Origin of the sequence: Streptomyces hirsutus (assembly GCF_001418415.1) — a bacterium.
Lineage (GTDB): Bacteria > Actinomycetota > Actinomycetes > Streptomycetales > Streptomycetaceae > Streptomyces > Streptomyces hirsutus.
Map to the genome: position 1 here is coordinate 1 of NZ_LIQT01000476.1, position 18479 is coordinate 18479.

The 18479-nt window shown below is 72.6% G+C and carries 20 protein-coding genes and 1 pseudogene; 14 read left to right on the forward strand and 7 right to left on the reverse strand.

Annotation, left to right across the window (positions count from 1 at the left end):
* Nucleotides 1-584 (forward strand): annotated as a pseudogene (locus tag AOK11_RS31350) (lytic transglycosylase); the annotation flags it as partial.
* A gap of 349 nt (nt 585-933) precedes the next feature.
* Here AOK11_RS31350 and hrpB read toward each other — a convergent pair.
* Together hrpB and AOK11_RS31360 are read right to left on the reverse strand one after the other, a co-directional pair.
* Nucleotides 934-3462, reverse strand: coding sequence for an ATP-dependent helicase HrpB (hrpB, locus tag AOK11_RS31355; protein ID WP_055597078.1), 2529 nt, complete (start codon nt 3460-3462; stop codon nt 934-936).
* A gap of 4 nt (nt 3463-3466) precedes the next feature.
* Nucleotides 3467-4288 (reverse strand): class I SAM-dependent methyltransferase, encoded by an 822-nt coding sequence (locus AOK11_RS31360; RefSeq protein WP_055597079.1) that lies wholly within the window; start codon nt 4286-4288, stop codon nt 3467-3469.
* A gap of 401 nt (nt 4289-4689) precedes the next feature.
* On the opposite strand from AOK11_RS31360, the gene rpsA reads away from it, so the two are divergent.
* The 4 genes from rpsA (at nt 4690) to AOK11_RS31380 (ending at nt 8552) form a co-directional block, all read left to right on the forward strand.
* Entirely contained in the window at nt 4690-6195 is a 1506-nt protein-coding gene (gene rpsA / locus AOK11_RS31365) for a 30S ribosomal protein S1 (RefSeq protein WP_055597080.1), read from the forward strand.
* A 273-nt stretch (nt 6196-6468) separates the two neighbouring features.
* Entirely contained in the window at nt 6469-7407 is a 939-nt protein-coding gene (locus AOK11_RS31370; protein WP_055597081.1) for a PAC2 family protein, read from the forward strand.
* A gap of 93 nt (nt 7408-7500) precedes the next feature.
* Nucleotides 7501-8121, forward strand: a complete 621-nt coding sequence (coaE, locus tag AOK11_RS31375) for a dephospho-CoA kinase (protein WP_055597082.1) — start codon at nt 7501-7503, stop codon at nt 8119-8121.
* 50 nt (nt 8122-8171) lie between these two features.
* On the forward strand, nt 8172-8552 hold the full coding sequence (locus tag AOK11_RS31380; RefSeq protein ID WP_055597083.1) for a tetratricopeptide repeat protein: 381 nt from the start codon (nt 8172-8174) through the stop codon (nt 8550-8552).
* A 111-nt stretch (nt 8553-8663) separates the two neighbouring features.
* Here AOK11_RS31380 and AOK11_RS31385 read toward each other — a convergent pair whose 3' ends face one another.
* Complete coding sequence (locus AOK11_RS31385) at nt 8664-8927, reverse strand: DUF6343 family protein (protein WP_055597084.1); 264 nt, start codon at nt 8925-8927, stop codon at nt 8664-8666.
* A 155-nt stretch (nt 8928-9082) separates the two neighbouring features.
* Between AOK11_RS31385 and AOK11_RS31390 the strand changes: the two genes are divergently transcribed.
* Together AOK11_RS31390 and AOK11_RS31395 are read left to right on the forward strand one after the other, a co-directional pair.
* Complete coding sequence (locus AOK11_RS31390) at nt 9083-9766, forward strand: class I SAM-dependent methyltransferase (protein ID WP_063793550.1); 684 nt, start codon at nt 9083-9085, stop codon at nt 9764-9766.
* Between the two features lie 100 nt (nt 9767-9866).
* On the forward strand, nt 9867-10313 hold the full coding sequence (locus AOK11_RS31395; RefSeq protein ID WP_055597086.1) for a DoxX family protein: 447 nt from the start codon (nt 9867-9869) through the stop codon (nt 10311-10313).
* 148 nt (nt 10314-10461) lie between these two features.
* Here the strand turns inward: AOK11_RS31395 and AOK11_RS31400 are convergent, their stop codons facing one another.
* The gene (locus AOK11_RS31400; RefSeq protein WP_055597087.1) at nt 10462-11109 is read right to left on the reverse strand and encodes an RNA-binding S4 domain-containing protein; all 648 of its coding nucleotides are present in this window, start codon (nt 11107-11109) and stop codon (nt 10462-10464) included.
* 46 nt (nt 11110-11155) lie between these two features.
* On the opposite strand from AOK11_RS31400, the gene AOK11_RS31405 reads away from it, so the two are divergent.
* Together AOK11_RS31405 and pip are read left to right on the forward strand one after the other, a co-directional pair.
* Nucleotides 11156-11917: a uracil-DNA glycosylase gene (locus tag AOK11_RS31405; protein WP_107098729.1), complete on the forward strand. Its 762-nt coding sequence runs from the start codon at nt 11156-11158 to the stop codon at nt 11915-11917.
* A 36-nt stretch (nt 11918-11953) separates the two neighbouring features.
* Entirely contained in the window at nt 11954-12919 is a 966-nt protein-coding gene (pip, locus tag AOK11_RS31410; protein ID WP_055597088.1) for a prolyl aminopeptidase, read from the forward strand.
* Between the two features lie 60 nt (nt 12920-12979).
* Here pip and AOK11_RS31415 read toward each other — a convergent pair whose 3' ends face one another.
* On the reverse strand, nt 12980-13444 hold the full coding sequence (locus AOK11_RS31415; RefSeq protein WP_055597089.1) for a GNAT family N-acetyltransferase: 465 nt from the start codon (nt 13442-13444) through the stop codon (nt 12980-12982).
* The gene (locus AOK11_RS31420) at nt 13441-13857 is read right to left on the reverse strand and encodes a RidA family protein (protein WP_055597090.1); all 417 of its coding nucleotides are present in this window, start codon (nt 13855-13857) and stop codon (nt 13441-13443) included. The genes AOK11_RS31415 and AOK11_RS31420 overlap by 4 nt, the downstream gene beginning before the upstream one ends.
* A 164-nt stretch (nt 13858-14021) precedes the next feature.
* Between AOK11_RS31420 and AOK11_RS31425 the strand changes: the two genes are divergently transcribed.
* From AOK11_RS31425 to AOK11_RS31435, 3 genes are all read left to right on the forward strand, one after another.
* Nucleotides 14022-14813, forward strand: a complete 792-nt coding sequence (locus AOK11_RS31425; protein WP_055597091.1) for a nucleotidyltransferase domain-containing protein — start codon at nt 14022-14024, stop codon at nt 14811-14813.
* A 309-nt stretch (nt 14814-15122) separates the two neighbouring features.
* Nucleotides 15123-15545, forward strand: coding sequence for a hypothetical protein (locus AOK11_RS31430; RefSeq protein WP_055597092.1), 423 nt, complete (start codon nt 15123-15125; stop codon nt 15543-15545).
* The gene (locus AOK11_RS31435) at nt 15542-16657 is read left to right on the forward strand and encodes a hypothetical protein (protein ID WP_055597093.1); all 1116 of its coding nucleotides are present in this window, start codon (nt 15542-15544) and stop codon (nt 16655-16657) included. The genes AOK11_RS31430 and AOK11_RS31435 overlap by 4 nt, the downstream gene beginning before the upstream one ends.
* Here AOK11_RS31435 and AOK11_RS40925 read toward each other — a convergent pair.
* Entirely contained in the window at nt 16584-17057 is a 474-nt protein-coding gene (locus AOK11_RS40925; protein ID WP_079035207.1) for an ATP-binding protein, read from the reverse strand. The genes AOK11_RS31435 and AOK11_RS40925 overlap by 74 nt on opposite strands.
* A 246-nt stretch (nt 17058-17303) precedes the next feature.
* Between AOK11_RS40925 and AOK11_RS31440 the strand changes: the two genes are divergently transcribed.
* Both AOK11_RS31440 and AOK11_RS31445 read left to right on the forward strand, forming a co-directional pair.
* Entirely contained in the window at nt 17304-18143 is an 840-nt protein-coding gene (locus AOK11_RS31440) for a helix-turn-helix domain-containing protein (RefSeq protein ID WP_055597096.1), read from the forward strand.
* Nucleotides 18140-18352 (forward strand): DUF397 domain-containing protein, encoded by a 213-nt coding sequence (locus AOK11_RS31445; RefSeq protein WP_055597094.1) that lies wholly within the window; start codon nt 18140-18142, stop codon nt 18350-18352. The genes AOK11_RS31440 and AOK11_RS31445 overlap by 4 nt, the downstream gene beginning before the upstream one ends.
* Nucleotides 18353-18479 lie beyond the last annotated feature (127 nt).

The window sequence follows — 18479 nt, forward strand, 5'->3', positions numbered from 1 at the left end:
ACGGGCGCGACGGCGACACCGGAGCCGTTGGTGAGGACGGTGGCCACGCTCTCGCCGCCGATGAAGGTGGTGTCGGTGTCGCCGTCGCGCCCGTACTCCGGGCAGGTGAGAAGACCGGCGACGTCACCGTCCGCGCCACCGTCGTCGGCCGCGTGGTGCCCGGCCTCGACTACCGGGCCACCGTCACCGAGCGCGTCGCCGACACCGTCGTCCGCACCGATGACGAGGCACTGACCTGCACACCGGGCGGCGAGTTCGCCCACCGCCTCGAGGTGCTGGCCACTCACGACGGCACCGCCGCAGGCAAGGTCGCCGCCACCGCCACGCTGATCACCTCGGCCGACGATCCGACCGTCAACGACGAGGGCCCCTACTTCAAGGACGCCGACGACAAGGCCGTACGCACCCTGAGCGACCTTCGGACGGACGCGGACGGCCGGCTGAAGCTGCCCCAGCTGTACGCGGACGACACCACCGGCACCTTCCTGCTCCGCATCACCACCGCGGGCGGCGCCACCCTCACGGTCGAACTCACTGTGGCCGAGGCCGGGACCGCCTCCCCCGAACCCACCGAGGGCGCGTAGCCGCACGCGTCCGCGCGGACACTTGGGGCGCCCCTCCGTTGCCGGCGGAGGGGCGCCTCCCGCGTGCGCGACGTGTTCTTATCCGGTCCGCCGGTCCGTCCGCCCGCCCGTCGCCAAGGTGCCGACCCCGCCAGGATCCGACGCCCCGTCAGTCCACGTGGGGTCGCGGGACCGTGGACCCGGTAGGGGCCGAACGCACCCGCGTCCTGCTGACGACCTCGTACCCGCCCCGGGGATTCCCGGGCCCCGGCGTCCTGCTGCTGGGCCCGGCATCGCGCCTGGAGCCTCGTGGCCGCCGCTCCGCCGCCGGGGCGGTCAGGTCCCGCCCCGGCGGGGGAGCGGGAGCGGGTCACCGCCTGAGCCGCGCGTTGGTGTGCCGGGTCGGCTCGGCCGCAGCGGGGTCCTCGGGCCACGGATGCCGGGGATAACGGCCGCGCAGCTCGGCCCGTACGCCCTTGTAGCCGTCCTTCCAGAAGGAGGCGAGGTCGGCGGTGACGGCGGCGGGCCGGCCGGCCGGGGACAGCAGATGCACCAGCAGGGGCACCCCGGCCACCCGCGGCGACTCCTGGAGCCCGAACATCTCCTGGAGTTTCACCGCGAGCACCGGCCGCGCGGGGTCGGAGTAGTCGACCCGGACCGCGGACCCGCTGGGCACGGTGATCCGCTCGGGGGCGAGTTCATCCAGACGGGCGGCCTCCCCGGACGCCCACGGCAGCAGCCGGCGGAGGGCCTGCCCGGCGTCGATCCGGGCCAGGTCGGCCCGGCGCCGGGCCCGGCTCAGCTCCGGCTCCAGCCACTCCCGCACGCGCGCGTGCAACGCGTCGTCGGACACGTCGGGCCAGGGTTCGCCGGCCTGCCGGTGCACGAACGCGAGCCGCTGCCGCAGCACGGCCGCCCCGTCCGGCCACCGCAGCAGCCCGAAACCCTCCCGCCGCAGCCCGTCCAGCAGTGCGGCCCGGACGAGCGCGGGCTCCGCGTCGGTACGGGGCCGCACGGCCAGTTCGACGGCGCCCAGTCGCTCGACCCGCCGGGCGACGACGTCCCCGTCGGCCCAGTGCACCTCCTCGCGCGTCTCCAGCAGGGCGCCGGCCGCCCACCGCGCGGTGGCCTCGTCGACGACCGCGCCGAGCTGCACGCGCGCGTGCCCCCGTCCCACGGGCCGGTCGGCCGCGGCGACCGCGATCCAGGGCGCGCCGCGCAGCCCGGTGCCCGCCCCGGCCTCGGCCCGCGTTCCGGACACCATCAGATACGAACCGCCGTCCGCGCGGGCGATCCGCTCGGGGAACGCGAGCGCGGCCACCAGCCCCACCCGCGCGTCCGTCCCGTCCACGCGCGGCAGGCCGCCGCCCGTCCGCGAGGAGCCCTGTGCGGAGACGTCCTGAGCGAGCGCGCGCAGCCGGCGCACCTCGGTGCGCCACCGCTGCGCGTAGGCGTCGTCCCCGCGCCGCGCGGTGCGCAACGCACCGGCGAGATCGTCCCCGTAGCTCCGCGGCGCCTCCTCGCCGATCAGCGCGACCACCTCGGCGGCGAGCGCGGGGCCCACGACCGCCGCCGCGTCCAGCAGGGCACGCCCGAGCCGTGGATGCAGGCCCAGCCGGGCGAGCCGGGTGCCCCGCTCCGTGGCCCGCCCGTCGGCGCCGACGGCCCCGATCGCGGTCAGGACGGCCCCGGCCGCCGCCATCGCCCCGGCCGGGGGCGGATCGAGCAGGGCGAGCCCGGAGGCGTCCGGATCGCCCCAGCAGGCCGCCTGGAGCGCGAACGCCGTCAGGTCGGCCACCTTGATCTCGGGGGAGGGGAACCGCGGCAGCCGGACGTCCTCCGCCTCCGCCCAGCACCGGTACACCGCACCCGGCGCCTCACGCCCGGCCCGTCCCGCCCGCTGCCGGCCCGCCGCCTGCGAGGCCCGTACCGTCGTCAGAGCGCTCAGCCCGCGCGCGTGGTCGACACGGGGCTCACGCGCGAGGCCCGCGTCCACGACCACCCGCACCCCCGGCACCGTCAGCGACGACTCCGCCACCGAGGTCGCCAGCACCACCCGCCGCCGCCGTCCGGGCATCAGCACCGCGTCCTGCACCGCGGCCGGCGCCCGCCCGTGCACCTGGAGCACCTCGACGTCCAAAAGCGTCCCCAACTGCGCGGCGACCCGGGCGATCTCGCCCACGCCCGGCAGGAACACCAGAACGTCCCCGTCCCGCTCGGCCAGCGCCCGCCGCACCACCGACGCCACATGCGTCAGCAGCGCCGGGTCGACCCGCATGCCGTGCGGCGGCCGTACCGGCCGCGGGGGCGGCGCCCACACCACCTCCACCGGGTGCGCCGTGCCGCGCGCCTCGACGACGGGCGCGTCGCCCAGCAGTCGTGCCCAGCCCGCCGCGTCGGTGGTCGCCGACGCGGCCACCAGACGCAGCTCCGGACGCAGCGTCTCGCGCACGTCCCACAGGAACGCCGCGGCCGTGTCCGCGTCCAGATGCCGCTCGTGGCACTCGTCGAGCACCACGACATCCACACCGGTCAGTTCCTGGTCGCGCTGCAGCCGCTGAAGGAGCACACCGGTCGTGACGACCTCCACGCGCGTGTGCCGACCGGTCACCCGCTCCCCGCGCACCGTGAAGCCGACCGACTCGCCGGGCTTCTCGCCCAGCAGCCAGGCCATCCGCCGGGCCGCCGCCCGTGCCGCGATCCGCCGGGGCTCGGCGACCACGACCCGCCGCGCGGGACCGTCGCCGATCAGCCCCGCCAGCACCAGCGGCACCAGGGTCGTCTTCCCGGTGCCGGGCGGGGCGACGAGCACGGCGGTGCCGCGCTCCTGGAGGGCGTCGGTCAGAGGGGGGAGCGCTTCGCGTACGGGGAGGGACTCCAGAGCGTCGTGACGGATCACGCCCTCAGTCCCGTACGCACACGAAGATCGCCGTTCCCGGGATCAGACGGCCGCGCAGCGGGGACCAGCCGCCCCATTCCGAGGTGTTCCACTCCGGCCACTGCGGCTCCACCAGGTCCACCAGCCGGAAGCCCGAGGCGGCGACGTCGCGGACCCGGTCGCCCAGCGTCCTGTGGTGCTCGACGTACACCGCGCGGCCCTGCTCGTCCTCCTCCACGTAGGGCGTGCGGTCGAAGTACGACCCGGAGACGCTCAGCCCCTCCGGACCGGGCTCGTCCGGGAACGCCCACCGGATGGGATGCGTGACGGAGAAGACGAACCGGCCGCCGGGCCGCAGCACCCGGTGCACCTCGCGCAGCACGAGCCGCGGGTCGGCGACGAAGGGCAGCGCCCCGTACGCCGAGCAGGCCAGGTCGAAGGAACCGTCCGCGAACGGCAGCACGCCCGCGTCCGCGCACACCAGCGGGAACGCGCCCCCGATGCGCAGCGCGTGCTGCAGTTGCCGGTGCGAGATGTCCAGGGCCACCGGGCGCGCGCCCTGCGCGGCCAGCCAGCGCGAGCACTGGGCCGCGCCGGCGCCGAGCTCCAGGACGGCGCGGTCCTTCAGGTCCTCCGGCGGGCCGAGCAGCTCGGCCTCCACCTCGTCCAGTCCCTCGGGGCACCACACGAAGCGGTCGTCGCCGAGGAACGTGCCGTGCTCGACCTGGTACTCGTCGGCGTTGCGGTCCCACCAGCCCCGGTTGGCGCGGGCGCTCTCGGTGATGCCGGCGTCCCGTCGGGTCGCCTCGGGTTCGGGACCTTCGGACTCTTGGATGATCGGCTCCATCGTCGTACTCTTCCGTCCAGTCGCCCCGGCTGTCGCCACAGGGGGCGCGGTGTCCTGCGGTGCGGGTTCCGCGTGGCCTCGAGGTGGCATCTGACGTGCGGCTCTACCCCCGGACGGGGGAATTGTGCCGGTTATGCGGCGATCCGCCCCGGGTGGGGGGCTTCGCGCATTGACCCTGCCCGGCTGCACCCGTATGCTACAAGTTGCGCTGCGAGCCTGCGCACCTCAGACGTAGCAGGCTGCGCTCGCATCTGTTGTATGTCCCCTCGGTTGTCGAGGCGCCACCGGGCACTCCGGTGTCTGGAACGGCGCTTCCCAGGCTGTCCGGCTTCTGCAGAGCGAAACGGGCTCCGGCGTAGCAGTACCTACGACTCACTGTCCGTACCGGAGCCCTTTCCCACATGACGAGCAGCACCGAGACCACCGCCACCACCCCGCAGGTTGCGGTCAACGACATCGGTAACGAGGAAGCCTTCCTCGCCGCGATCGACGAGACGATCAAGTACTTCAACGACGGCGACATCGTCGACGGCGTCATCGTGAAGGTCGACCGGGACGAGGTCCTGCTCGACATCGGTTACAAGACCGAAGGTGTCATCCCGAGCCGCGAGCTCTCGATCAAGCACGACGTCGACCCCAACGAGGTCGTCGCCGTCGGTGACGAGATCGAAGCCCTTGTTCTCCAGAAGGAGGACAAGGAAGGCCGCCTGATCCTCTCGAAGAAGCGCGCCCAGTACGAGCGCGCCTGGGGCACCATCGAGAAGATCAAGGAAGAGGACGGCATCGTCACCGGTACCGTCATCGAGGTCGTCAAGGGTGGTCTCATCCTCGACATCGGCCTCCGTGGCTTCCTCCCGGCCTCCCTGGTCGAGATGCGCCGCGTCCGCGACCTCCAGCCCTACGTGGGCAAGGAGCTCGAGGCGAAGATCATCGAGCTGGACAAGAACCGCAACAACGTGGTCCTGTCCCGCCGTGCCTGGCTGGAGCAGACCCAGTCCGAGGTCCGCCAGACGTTCCTCACCACCCTCCAGAAGGGTCAGGTCCGTTCCGGCGTCGTCTCCTCGATCGTCAACTTCGGTGCCTTCGTGGACCTGGGTGGCGTCGACGGCCTGGTGCACGTGTCCGAGCTGTCCTGGAAGCACATCGACCACCCCTCCGAGGTCGTCGAGGTCGGTCAGGAAGTCACCGTCGAGGTCCTCGACGTGGACATGGACCGCGAGCGTGTCTCCCTGTCGCTGAAGGCGACGCAGGAAGACCCGTGGCAGCAGTTCGCCCGCACCCACCAGATCGGCCAGGTCGTGCCCGGCAAGGTCACGAAGCTGGTTCCGTTCGGTGCGTTCGTCCGCGTGGACGAGGGCATCGAGGGTCTGGTCCACATCTCCGAGCTGGCCGAGCGCCACGTGGAGATCCCGGAGCAGGTCGTCCAGGTCAACGACGAGATCTTCGTCAAGGTCATCGACATCGACCTCGAGCGCCGCCGCATCAGCCTCTCGCTGAAGCAGGCCAACGAGGCCTTCGGTGCCGACCCGTCGGCGGTCGAGTTCGACCCGACCCTGTACGGCATGGCCGCGTCCTACGACGATCAGGGCAACTACATCTACCCCGAGGGCTTCGACCCCGAGACCAACGACTGGCTCGAGGGCTACGAGACCCAGCGGGAGGCGTGGGAGACCCAGTACGCCGAGGCGCAGAACCGCTTCGAGCAGCACCAGGCGCAGGTCATCAAGTCCCGCGAGGCGGACGAGAAGGCCGCTGCCGAGGGTGTCGACACCGCGGGTGCGGCTCCGGCTGCCTCCGGTGGTGGCGGCGGCTCGTACTCCTCCGAGGGCGGCGACACCTCCGGCGCCCTGGCTTCGGACGAGGCGCTGGCCGCGCTGCGCGAGAAGCTGGCCGGCGGCCAGAGCTGAACCGCGGCACGCTGAGCGGTAACCACTGAGCGCGAGCTCTTGGGCCGAGGGCCCGCACCCCACCGGGGTGCGGGCCCTCGGCACGTCCCGGTCCGGTGAGCCGGCCGGCCGGGAAGCCGCCCGGCCGGCCGGTCACGGTGCCCGAGCCGGCCGTGGGAGGACGGCGCCCCAGGTGAAGTCCCGTGAGAGCAGGGGCGTTCGAGGACGGACGCCGGGAATGCCGGTGCCGCGTGCCACGTTGTCCACTAGGAAACACGAGGAGGGGCGGTCACTGTGCTTGATCCGCAGGGTTTGTACGCATGGGAGCCGAAGGGGCTGGCTGTCGTCGACATGGCGCTCGCCCAGGAATCGGCCGGGCTTGTCATGCTCTACCACTTCGACGGATACATCGACGCGGGCGAGACCGGCGAGCAGATCGCCGAGCGACTGCTCGACTCGCTGCCCCATCAGGTCGTCGCCCGGTTCGACCACGACCGGCTCGTCGACTACCGGGCCCGTCGCCCTCTGCTGACCTTCACCCGCGACCGCTGGACCGACTACGAGGTGCCCGCGCTCGAGGTGCGGCTGGTCCAGGACGCCACCGGAGCGCCGTTCCTGCTGCTGTCCGGGCCGGAGCCGGATGTGGAGTGGGAGAGGTTCGCCGCCGCGGTGCGGCAGATCGTGGAGCGGCTCGGCGTCCGCCTGGCGGTGAACTTCCACGGCATCCCCATGGGCGTCCCGCACACCCGCCCCGTGGGCATCACCCCGCACGGCAACCGCACCGACCTCGTCCCGGCCCACAGCAGCCCCTTCGAGGAGGCGCAGGTGCCCGGCAGCGTCGAGGCCCTCGTCGAGTACCGGCTCATGCAGGCCGGACACGACGTGCTCGGAGTCGCCGCCCATGTGCCGCACTACATCGCCCGCTCCGCGTACCCGGACGCGGCACTGACCGTCCTGGAGACCATCACGGCCGCCACCGGCCTGGTCCTGCCCGGCGTGGCGCACTCCCTGCGCACCGACGCCCACCGCACCCAGACCGAGATCGACCGCCAGGTGCAGGAGGGCGACGAGGAACTCACGGCCCTCATCCAGGGCCTCGAGCACCAGTACGACGCCGCCGCGGGTGCCGAAACCCGGGGCAACATGCTCGCCGAGCCGGTGGAGATCCCGTCGGCGGACGAGATCGGGCTCGAGTTCGAGCGGTTCCTGGCGGAGCGCGAAGGCGACGTCTGAGACGGCCGGGACGGCCGGGATCCCCGGCCGTCCCGGCAGCACCTACCGGTCCCGCCCGGGGCGCCGCCGACGACAGGCCCTAAGCTTTCGGACATGCTGACGGTGGGACTGACCGGCGGGATCGGCGCAGGCAAGAGCGAGGTGTCTCGGCTGCTCGTCGAGTGCGGCGCCGTACTGATCGACGCGGACCGCATCGCACGCGAGGTCGTCGCACCGGGGACACCCGGTCTCACGGCGGTCGTGGAGGCCTTCGGCGAGGAGATCCTCACCGAGGACGGCAGCCTGGACCGGCCGAGGCTCGGCGCGATCGTCTTCGCCGACAAGGAGAAGCTCGCCCTCCTCAACTCGATCGTGCACCCCCTGGTGGGCGCCCGCTCCCGGGAGCTGGAGGAAGCCGCCGCCGAGGACGCCGTCGTCGTCCACGACGTGCCCCTCCTCACGGAGAACGGCCTCGCCTCCCTCTACGACCTCGTGATCGTGGTCGACGCGAGTACCGAGACCCAGCTCGAGCGGCTCGTCGGCCGGCGCGGCATGAGCGAGGAGGACGCCCGCGCGCGGATGGCCGCCCAGGCGACGCGCGAGCAGCGCCGGAAGATCGCGGACATCGTCATCGACAACGACGTGTCCCTGGACGAGCTGACGCGGAGGGTGAAGGACATAGGGGCCGAGCTCGTACGCCGGGCGGGGGCGGACCGACGGCCCGCGCGGGAATAGGGGTTCCCGGCCGGGGCGTTGAACCGGTTCGGCAAGGGAAGGATGCAGCTGTGCCCGAGAGCAGTGGTTCGACCGGACGTACGCCGGAGACGCATGTCATCGACTTCCGTGCCGCCGAGCAACTGCTCGCCTCGCGGGACCCGCGGGGTGCGGTGAAGCTGCTCGACGGGGTCATCGACGCCTATCCGGAGAACACGGCCGCGCGGCTGCTGCGCGCGCGTGCTTTCTTCGCGGCGGCCCAGCTGCGTCCGGCGGAGCTCGAGTTCTCCATCGTCCTGGAGCGCGAGCCGGACAACGCCTTCGCGCACTTCGCGCTCGCCCGCACCTACCAGCGGCAGAGCCGGCCCGACCCCGCCAGGCGCCACTTCCGGCTGGCCGCCGCCCTGGACCCGAACCCGGAGTACCTGAAGGCCGCACGGTTCGACGACTGATTCGACCACGCCCGAGGCGGCAGGGTGAGGACGGCCGGGCCTCCGGGAGGACCCCGCCCGGACCCGGTCACGGTGCCTGCCGTCCCAGGGCGACAGGCCGTTCTTCGACGGTCACATCGCGTCCCGGGGCGGTTCGTACGGTGGCACGTCGCGGCCCGGCTGGTAGTGCGAGCCCTGACGCAGGTGCCGGACGACCACGATCAGGTCGACGGTGACGACCAGCCACAGCAGCCCGCAGACGAGCGCCCAGCCCGGGTACCCGGAGACCGCGAACGCCACCGTCCCGAAGACCGTCCAGACCTCGCCCCACACGCTCAGCCAGAACCGCATGCGCAGCGCACTGCGCGCGGTCCTCGGCTCACTGCCCGTACGCATTCCGTCATCACCCCACCTGTCTCCACCGTACGCCGGGCCGCGGGAAACGGCCGCCGACCTCTCCTTGCGGGGTGCCGTCACTCGGTCGGGTGAAACCAGGGAAGCATGGGAACGGGCTTGCGGATCCGGTCCGTTGGACGGGCATGAAGCTGAAAATGCGTGAGGGACACGAGGGGACGGGGCCCGGGGCGATCACCCCGGACGGCTGCGCGGTGGAGCTGTACTCGCGGCTGCCCGTCGGGGACGAGCCGGACATCATCGCCGCCGCGGTGCCGAAGGGCGCGAGCGTCCTGGAGCTGGGCAGCGGCGTGGGCAGGATGACCCACGCGCTGCTGGAGCGCGGATTCGGGGTCACGGCCGTGGACGAGTCCGCCGAGATGCTGGAGCGCGTCCGCGGGGCGCGAACCATATGCGGTCCCGTCGAGAGGCTGCGGCTGGACGAGACGTTCGACGTGGTGCTGCTCGCGTCGTTCCTGGTGCACGCGGGCGACGCGGAGGTGCGGCGGGGACTGCTGCGCGCCTGCGTGCGGCATCTGGCGGAGGGAGGGTGCGTACTGATCCAGCGGGAGGGCGAGGACTACCACACGAACGTGCCGCGCGAGCGGGTGGACCCGGCGGGCTTCACCGTGCGGATCGTGTCGGTCGAGCCGGTCGGCGACGGGGTCGACGCGGTGCACGCGGAGTACGTGTTCCCGGACGCGGTATGGACACAGACGTTCCGGTCGCGGCCGCTGACGAAGGAGCAGTTCGAGGAGGCGCTGGGGGAGGAGGGCCTGCGGGTGGACCGGTACCTGACGGAGGACGGGATGTGGGTGAGGGCGGTGGCGACCGGGGGCTGAGCGGAAAACCGGGAGTTCCGCCCGGGCGGCGATGAGTTCGCGGGCGAGGGGTGGTCTACCTCTACGACAGCGACACCGACCGCTTCCCGCAGGAGACACCATGCCCGAGCACACCGCCCCTGTCGTATCCGCCGCTTCCGTGCCCGCACCCGTGTCCGCCCGCGGGCGGTGGGCCGGCATCGCACTGCGCACCGTGCAGGTGGTGCTCGCGCTCTTCTTCGCCCTCGCGAGTGCCCTGCCCAAGCTCATCGCGCACGCGTCGGCCGTCGAGTCCTTCGACGACATGGGCTGGGGCAGCGCGGGGATGTACGCCATCGGCGCGCTGGAACTCGCGGGTGCGATCGGCCTGCTGGTCCCGGTGCTGCAGTCGGCGGCCGCGATCGGGCTGAGCGCGCTGATGGCGGGGGCGTTCGTGGTGCAGATCGTCGTCCTCGACGGCCAGTACGCGGTGACCCCGGTCATTCTGCTGGTGCCGCTCGTGCTCATCGCCCGGGTGCGACGGGAGCACAACGCGGAGCTGCTGCGGCTGGTGCGCCGTCAGGGGTGAGGAGAGCGGTGCGGCTCGGCCCGGTGCCACGGCTCGGTCCCGGCAGGGCCGGAGCGCCCGCCGGGGTGGTGCCTCGGAGTGGTGTCCGGGGCACCACCGGGTTCGGCCCGGCCCAGGGACCGTCCCGGCACCGGGCGTAGCCGGTCGTTCAGGGCCGCTGCCGTTTCTTCGAGGCCGGTCGCCGGCCACGGCCGCCGGGCCCGGCCGGTGCGTCGGATCCTTCGAGGGCGCCGGGGAGGTCAGGGCCGCTCAGGCCCCCTGGGCCGCCCAGGCCGCGGAGGCGTTCCAGCTCGCGGCGGTCGCGCTTGGTCGGACGGCCCGCGCCGCGGTCCCGGATACCGGCCGGGGCGACGGCGTCGCGGGGCGGGGGCGGCGGGGAATTGTCGATGTAGCACTGGACCGCGACCGGGGCGCCCACCCGCTTGCGGATCAGACGCTTGACGACGACGACCCGTTCCCGTCCCTCGTGCCGCAGACGCACCTCGTCGCCGACGCGCAGCGCGTGCGCGGGCTTCACCCGCTCACCGTTCACCCGCACATGACCGCCCCGGCAGGCGGCGCCGCCGAGGGAACGGGTCTTGACCAGGCGTACGGCCCAGATCCAGCTGTCGGTCCGGATCCTCTCGCCGCTCTGCGGTCCGGCGGCCTCGGCAGCGGCCACGGCGGCGGCGGTTCCCGGGTCCGGGACAGTGCCCGCGGACTCCGGCGCGGGAGCGGTTTCCCGCACGGGGCCCGCCCCCTCCGCGGTGTCTTCGCCACCCCGTGTCCTGCCGTACTCGGCACCCTCAGTAGCCATGCTCCCGACTTTAACGCTCCGGGACGGCCCGCCCTACCGTGGAACCATGGACCCCAGCGGCCTCCCCGATTCCTCCGCCCCCTCCGGCGTCCACGACGTGCCGAGCCTCCCCGCTCTCGACCGGCGTATCGCCGGCTGTCGTGCCTGTCCACGGCTGGTGGACTGGCGGGAGGAGGTCGCCCGTACCAAACGCGCCGCGTTCGCCGACTGGACGTACTGGGGACGGCCGGTGCCGGGATTCGGGCCGCCGGACGCCCGGCTGCTGATCGTCGGACTGGCGCCCGCAGCGCACGGCGGCAACCGCACCGGGCGGATGTTCACCGGAGACCGTTCCGGAGACGTGCTGTACGAGGCGCTGTACGACGTCGGGCTCGCCTCGCAGCCCACCTCCGCACATGCGGAGGACGGCCTGGAACTGTACGGCGTACGCGTCACCTCGCCCGTGCACTGCGCCCCGCCCGCCAACAGACCGACCCCCGCGGAACGGGACACCTGCCGGCCCTGGCTGCTCCAGGAGCTGCGGCTCCTGCGGCCGACGGTGCGGGCCGCGCTCGTCCTCGGCGCCTTCGGATGGCAGGCCGCCCTGCCCGCGTTCGCCGAGGCGGGCTGGACCGTACCCCGCCCCCGCCCGGCCTTCGCCCACGGCACCCGTGTCACGCTTCCCGCTCCGGAAGGCGACGACCTGCACCTCTTCGGCTGCTTCCACGTCAGCCAGCGCAACACCTTCACCGGCAAGCTCACCCCCGCCATGCTGCGGGAGGTGCTGCGCACGGCGGCCGAAGCGGCGGGAGCACCCACCCGGAAATGAGAGGAGCCCTCGCGACACGAGCACTACGGTGTCCCGATGGGCCTCTACCCGCACATCGAACCGTACGACCACGGCATGCTCGACGTCGGCGACGGCAACCACGTGTACTGGGAGACCTGCGGGAACCCGCACGGCAAGCCCGCGCTGGTGCTGCACGGCGGCCCGGGCAGCCGCGCGAGCCCCGGCCTCCGCCGCTTCTTCGACCCCGCCGCGTACCGCACAGTGCTCCTCGACCAGCGCGGCGCCGGACGGTCGACACCGAGCGCGGCCGACCACGCCACCGACATGAGCGTGAACACGACCGCCCACCTCATGGCCGACCTGGAGCGGCTGCGCGCCCACCTGGGCATCGAGCGGTGGCTGGTGTGGGGGGTGTCCTGGGGGTCGGTGCTGGGACTGCGGTACGCGCAGACGCACCCCGGGGTGGTGACCGAGCTGGTGCTGACCGGGGTGGCCACGGGCTCCAACCCCGAGGTGGCCCTCCTGACCCGTGGGCTGGGGAAGATCTTCCCGGAGGCCTTCGAACGCTTCCTCGGCGAACTTCCCGCCGACGAACGCGACGGCAACCTCGCCGCCGCCTGCAACAGGCTGCTCGAGTCCCCCGATCCGGAGGTCCGGGAACGGGCCGCGCGGGCTTGGACCGACTGGGAGACGGCGATCATCCCCGCGCCGCCGGGCTCGGTCGCGCGCTTCCAGGACCCGGTGTTCCGCAGGGGCTTCGCCCGCACCGTCACCCACTACTGGGGCAACGACCACTTCCTCGGAGAGGGCAACGACGAGGGCGTGGTCCTCCGCGACGCGCATCTGCTGAAGGGCATCCCCGGCACCCTGGTCCAGGGCAGCCTCGACCTCGGCAATCTGCTCGGCATCGTCTGGCGGCTCCAGCACGCCTGGCCGGACGCCGAGCTGACGGTCGTCGACGAGGCCGGCCACGACGCCGGAGCCGTCGGGGACGACATCCTGGTGGCGGCGACGGACAGGTACGCGCGCGCCGAGGCCTGACGCGTACGCGCGCGGCGGGTGTCCCACAGGCGGCAGCCCCACGTCCGCCCTACGTCCGCTCTACGGCCGCCACACGAACCGCATGTCCGGCTCCCGCGCCTCGTTCCGGCTCCCGTCGGTCCACTCGACGGCCTCGAAACCGTGCCGCTCGTAGAAGCGGTGCGCGGGCCCGTTGACCTGGAAGGTCCACAGCGAAAGGCCCCCGGGCCTGCGCTCCTTGGCCAGTGCGACGAACCGGTCGCCCAGCCCGCGCCCGCGCCACTCGGGGGCGAGGTACAGCTGCGCCAGCTCCTCGTCCTCCAGCACCATCACACCGACGACGCCCCCGCCCTCCGCCTCCGCCACCCATGTCTCGCGCAGCGGCACGAGGACCTGACGGAAGTAGCCGTGCACCTCGTCGTCGGAGCGGGGCCGGACCACGCCCGGCAGGGCCGCGGCGAACGACCGCAACCAGACGTCGGCCGCGGGGGCGGCGTCGGCGGGGAGGGCCCGGCGCAGATTCACCGTCCGGTCGTCGATGATCATGAATTCGCCGCCGCGTCCGGTACGACGGCCGTCGCGGTGATCTCGACGAGCTGCCCGGGGTAACCGAGGCAGGCCACACCGAGCAGGGTCGACGAGTGCGGCCCGGTACTCAGCCCGGACGCTTCGACGACGTCCCACACGGCGGAGAGCACGGCGGGCTCACCGCTCACGACGTACACGTCCGTCGACACGACCTGCGTCAGATCGCTTCCCACTGCACGCAACTGCTCCTCGAGGTTGACCAGCACCTGCCCGGCCTGCCGCACCGGGTCCCCCTCCCCGACGAGCCTCCCGTCGGCGTCGAGCGGAACCGACCCGGCGAGGAACGCCAGCCCGGTGCCCGCCTCGACGACGGAGACGTGGGAGTACGTGGGGGGCGGGAACAGACTGGGGACGGTGACGCGCCGGATCACACGGGCTCCGATCTTCCAAGGAAGGCGAAGGACGACCACCCGAGCATGCGGTCCCAGAGGCGTCACCGCACCCCTATTTCGCTCGCCCCCGCCGGGCCGACCTCCGTAGCCTTTCCACCCGACCGCCGCCTACCTCCTCCGCCCCCCTGCCAGGAGCCGCAGCCGTGCCCTCCCTCCCGGACCAGGCCTTCCTCGACACGACCGCCGACCGGCTCGCCGCCCTCCCCGGCGTCCGTGCCGTCACCCTCGGCGGCTCACGTGCGCAGGGCACCGAACGGCCCGACAGCGACTGGGACCTGGCGGTCCACTACCGGGGCGAGGGCGCCTTCGACCCCGACGACCTGCGCGCGGTCGGCTGGGAGGGCGAGGTGTCCGACATCGGAGGCTGGGGCGGCGGCGTGTTCAACGGCGGTGCCTGGCTGACCATCGACGGGCGCCGGGTCGACGTCCACTACCGCGACCTCGACGTCGTCGAACACGAACTGGCCGAGGCGGAGCAGGGCCGCTTCCGCGTCGAGCCGCTGATGTTCCACCTCGCGGGCATCCCGACATATCTGCTCGTCGCGGAACTCGCGATCAACAAGGTGCTGCGCGGTGAACTGCCCCACCCCGCCGTCTACCCACCGGCTCTGCGCGAGACCGCCCCGCCCCGCTGGTACGGCACGGCCACCGCCACCCTCGCCTACGCCAAGGCCGGCCACGCCCCCAAGGGGGCCGTCACCCAGGTCGCCGGGGCCATCGCCGTCGCCGCGACCCAGACCGCGCACGCGGTGACGGCGGCGCGCGGGGAGTGGGTGACGAATGAGAAGGGGCTGGTCGAGCGGGCGGGGCTGACCGACGTGGACGCGCTGACAGAAGGCCTGACGCGGCGCCCGGACGATCTCGTCCGGGCGGTCACGGCCGCCGAGGCGCTGTTTCGCCGGGCCGTGGAGACGGCCCGGCGGCGATCCGGCTGAGCGCCGGCAGCGCCGGCGGTGTCAGCCGGCGAGTAGTGGTCATGTGGGCCCGTGGCGCGGCGACGACCGCCGCACCGCATGCCTGCGCGGGCCTTGACTCCTGGTCGCGTCGGCGCAGGACGAAGCGGAGCGACCGGCGCTGTCCCCCTGCCGTCCACCCCGGCCGTCCCGGGCAGCGTCTGATCGGCCGTCTCCACGGGGCGGGGGCAACGAAGCCACTCTCAGCGACCGTTGGGCTACGGTGGGAACATCGTTGCGGCCGGGGGGAACGCACGCCTCCCGGTGAATCGGAAGGCTCGGGGGGCTTCGGTGGATCCCTATCTGCTCACACTGGCCGGTACCGCCGGTACGACCCTGGTGGGGCTGCTCGTCGGTGAGGGGTGGCAGCAGACGCGGGACGGGGTGGTGACCGTCTGGCGGCGCTTCCGTCCGCAGGCCGCCGAGGAGGTCGGGCGGGAGCTGGAGGCGTCCCGGACGGCCGCGCTCGACGCGGGCGAGGGGGACGGGACCGATCCCGCCGGGCGGTTGGAGGGGCAGTGGGTCGGGCGGTTCGCCGCGCTGCTCGGTGAGCATCCGGAGGCCGCCGACGAGCTGCGGGACCTCGTGGAAGGGTGGCGGCAGAGGGCGGCCGGCGGGCAGGAGATCCGCGGCGATGTGCGCATGGAGGCGCGGGCGGAGGGCAACGGCCGCGTTTACCAGGCGGGCCGGGACCAGCACATCACCGGGCGATGAGAGAACGGGACGACGGCGAGGCGCGCGGCCGTGTGGAGACGTGGGGCCGTGCCTCGGACAACGGGCAGGTGTACCAGGCCGGCGCGGACCAGTACGTGACCCACATTCACATCGCCGAGGACCGCAGCCGGACCGCCCATGAGGCACGTCAGCGGGCCGATGTCGTCGTCCAGGTGCTGACCCGCGCGATCGGCGAGTGGGCGGCGCGCTGCCGGGAGCTGGAGGAGAAGGTCGGACGGGCCAAAGCCGAAGGGCGTGCCGAGGCGCGGGCCGAGTTCGCCGAGAAGCTGAAGGACGCCGAGCTGCGCGTCATGCGGGCCCGGTCGACGATGCGGCAGGCCGAGGAGGAACGCGCCAGGGCCGAGGCACTGCTGGCCCAGGCGCAGGAGGAGTTGGCGCGTCGGCGCCGGGAGGTCGAACGGGACGACGAACAGGAACGGGAGGCCGCTTCTCTCCCCGCTCGCCCCGGTCTGTCGCAGGAGCGGCAGGACACCGAGCAGTTCTCCGAGCTCATGGAACGGGCGGAGGCCGAACTCGGCGCGGTGCGCGAGGAACTGCGGCAGCTCGGCGAGGAGATCGACGGGGACACCGCGCAGGTGGTCGAGGGGGAGTGGGCGAGCCGCCCCACGGCGGACGAGCAGCCGGCTCCGGAAGCGGCGGTCGGCCTCCCGGGCAGCAAGCCCGTACAGGGTGGCCTTGTGGCGAGAGCGCTGCTGGCGGAGAGGCCGCTTTGGCCCGGCCCGCCCCGCCGGCTGCGCATCGGCTCGGTGTTCGTGGTCTGCATGCTGCCGCCGTGGATTCCGATGATCGCCGTAACGGCCAACCGGGCCGCCTACGCGACCGATACGTCCCCCTCACGACTGGCGGCTTTCACCGCCTTCACGGTGATTCTGGGTGTCGTCGTGTGCATGCTGGCTGCGGTGTGCGTGGCGTTCATGGCCATCGGGCTGCTGAGCAGGTCTTCGGAGCAGAAGGCCGGTGACGCATGCGTCAGATGCATGCTCGTGGCAGCCCCGCTCCTTCTCGTCGCGGCTTTCTTCACGCCCCTTGACTGGCCGGGTCCCCTGGGAGCGTGGGGGAAGGCCCTTTTGTCCGCCGCGGGCCTGGGCTGAGCGCGGGAGGGTCCGACGGGGCGTGGCACTCCGCCCATACGGTCTTGTCGGGGCCGGCGGGGCGGGGCAGGACGCCCCAGTCGTCGGCTAGGGCGTCCACCAAGAGCAGGCCCCGGCCCGACTCGCCGTCCGGGGCCGGTGTTCCGGCGACCGGTCGTCTCTCCGTGCGGGTGTCCGTGACCTCGATGCGCAGCGTGCCGTCCTCCACCTCGGTGAGGCGGAGGTGGAAGTCGCGGCCCGGTACGTGTCCGTGCTGGACCGCGTTCGCGGTGAGTTCCGCGGCGATCAGCGTGACCGTCTCGTTCACCGGTGAGGCGTACGGGTGGCCCCACGCGTCCAGGCGGTGCGAGACCAGTCGGCGGGCGAGGCGCGCGCCACGCGGGGTTGAGGTGAACTGCATCGCAAACGTGTGGGTCGGCTGGGGCGTACGCCTTTGCGGGGGAGTTGCTGACTTCATGGGGTAACGGTGGCGAACTGTGCGTAGCGTTGACCAGGCGTGACGCGCTGACCGGCGGTGGCTGTACGTCGTTGAGGCGGGGCTTGTACATGGGGTGATCCGTGACGGGGCTCCTGCGGGGCGGGTTGGTTGCGTACGCGATGAGTGTGCGGGGTGTTCGGCGGTGAGTGCGTACGGGAGGTGCCGGGCGTGGAGGAACAGCGGCAGCAGGTGGACGGCCAGGAGCAGGAGGCCGGTGCGGGCATCCTGCACGTCTTCGGACGGCAACTGAAGCTGTGCAGGGAGCGGGCGGGGCTGGACCGGGCGGAGCTGGGGAGCCGGACGGGGTACTCGGCTTCGACGATCGCCAGCTTTGAGCAGGGTAGGCGGATTCCGCCGTCGAGGTTCATCGACAAGGCGGATGAACTGCTGGACGCGGGTGGGTTGTTGAAGGCAGGGAAGGAGGAGGTGGCTCGGGCTCAGTATCCGGCGTTCTTTCGGGATGCGGCCAGGTTGGAGGGCGAGGCGGTTGAAATCCACCTGTACGACACCCACCTGGTCAATGGCCTGTTACAGACGGAGGAGTACGCGCGGGCGGTCTTCGCCATGTGGCAGCCGCTTCTGGACGAGGCGATCATCGAGCAGCGTGTTGCAGCGCGACTGGCACGGCAGGAGATTTTCACCCGGCGCCCTGGGCCACACCTCAGCTTTGTGATCGAGGAGGCTGTCCTGCTCCGTCCGATTGGTGGCAAAACCACCTGGCGGGGCCAACTGGAGCACCTCATGCTCCTCGCGGAGAAGCGCAACGTGGTGATTCAGGTGATGCCGCTCGCTCGTCAGGAACACGCGGGACTGGCTGGCCCGTTCACCTTGATGGAGACCAGGGATGAGCGGAGGATCGCCTACACGGAAGTGCAAGGCGACAGCCGTGTCCACACAGAGCGACAGAAAGTGCGAGGGCTTGAGCGCACGTACGGGATCCTGCGCGCGCAGGCCCTCACTCCGACAGACTCGCTTGCGTTGATCGAAAAGTTGCTGGGAGAGAGATGAGCGGGGACGAGACCAGGGCCGACGTCGATGACTTGGCGTGGTTCAAGAGCAGTTACAGCGCTGGCGATGGAGGTCAGTGCGTTGAGGTAGCTGCCGGGAGCGGCACCCTGTACGTGCGCGACTCGAAGCACACGACTGGCTCCATGGTCAGCCTGACGCCGGAGGCGTGGACGGAGTTCGTCGGGTTCGCCGCCCGGCACGTCGCGTAGAGCGAAGAGCACCGCAGTGCCCCGTGACCGCTGACCCGGGTCACGGGGCACTGGCGTCCCCACGAGGGCCGCGGCGGACGGCCGCGATCTCGGCATCCGCAGTCCACGGAAGGCGGGCCCGGGCCCG

Excerpts from the sequence above, each read along its gene's own strand:
- AOK11_RS40925 (WP_079035207.1), bottom strand. The coding sequence starts at position 17,057 with ATGCAGTTCACCTCAACCCCGCGTGGCGCGCGCCTCGCCCGCCGACTG.
- AOK11_RS31435 (WP_055597093.1), top strand. The coding sequence starts at position 15,542 with ATGAGAGAACGGGACGACGGCGAGGCGCGCGGCCGTGTGGAGACGTGG.
- AOK11_RS31445 (WP_055597094.1), top strand. The coding sequence starts at position 18,140 with ATGAGCGGGGACGAGACCAGGGCCGACGTCGATGACTTGGCGTGGTTC.
- AOK11_RS31360 (WP_055597079.1), bottom strand. The coding sequence starts at position 4,288 with ATGGAGCCGATCATCCAAGAGTCCGAAGGTCCCGAACCCGAGGCGACC.
- rpsA (WP_055597080.1), top strand. The coding sequence starts at position 4,690 with ATGACGAGCAGCACCGAGACCACCGCCACCACCCCGCAGGTTGCGGTC.
- pip (WP_055597088.1), top strand. The coding sequence starts at position 11,954 with ATGGGCCTCTACCCGCACATCGAACCGTACGACCACGGCATGCTCGAC.
- AOK11_RS31400 (WP_055597087.1), bottom strand. The coding sequence starts at position 11,109 with ATGGCTACTGAGGGTGCCGAGTACGGCAGGACACGGGGTGGCGAAGAC.
- coaE (WP_055597082.1), top strand. The coding sequence starts at position 7,501 with ATGCTGACGGTGGGACTGACCGGCGGGATCGGCGCAGGCAAGAGCGAG.
- AOK11_RS31405 (WP_107098729.1), top strand. The coding sequence starts at position 11,156 with ATGGACCCCAGCGGCCTCCCCGATTCCTCCGCCCCCTCCGGCGTCCAC.
- AOK11_RS31395 (WP_055597086.1), top strand. The coding sequence starts at position 9,867 with ATGCCCGAGCACACCGCCCCTGTCGTATCCGCCGCTTCCGTGCCCGCA.
- AOK11_RS31385 (WP_055597084.1), bottom strand. The coding sequence starts at position 8,927 with ATGCGTACGGGCAGTGAGCCGAGGACCGCGCGCAGTGCGCTGCGCATG.
- AOK11_RS31415 (WP_055597089.1), bottom strand. The coding sequence starts at position 13,444 with ATGATCATCGACGACCGGACGGTGAATCTGCGCCGGGCCCTCCCCGCC.
- AOK11_RS31390 (WP_063793550.1), top strand. The coding sequence starts at position 9,083 with ATGCGTGAGGGACACGAGGGGACGGGGCCCGGGGCGATCACCCCGGAC.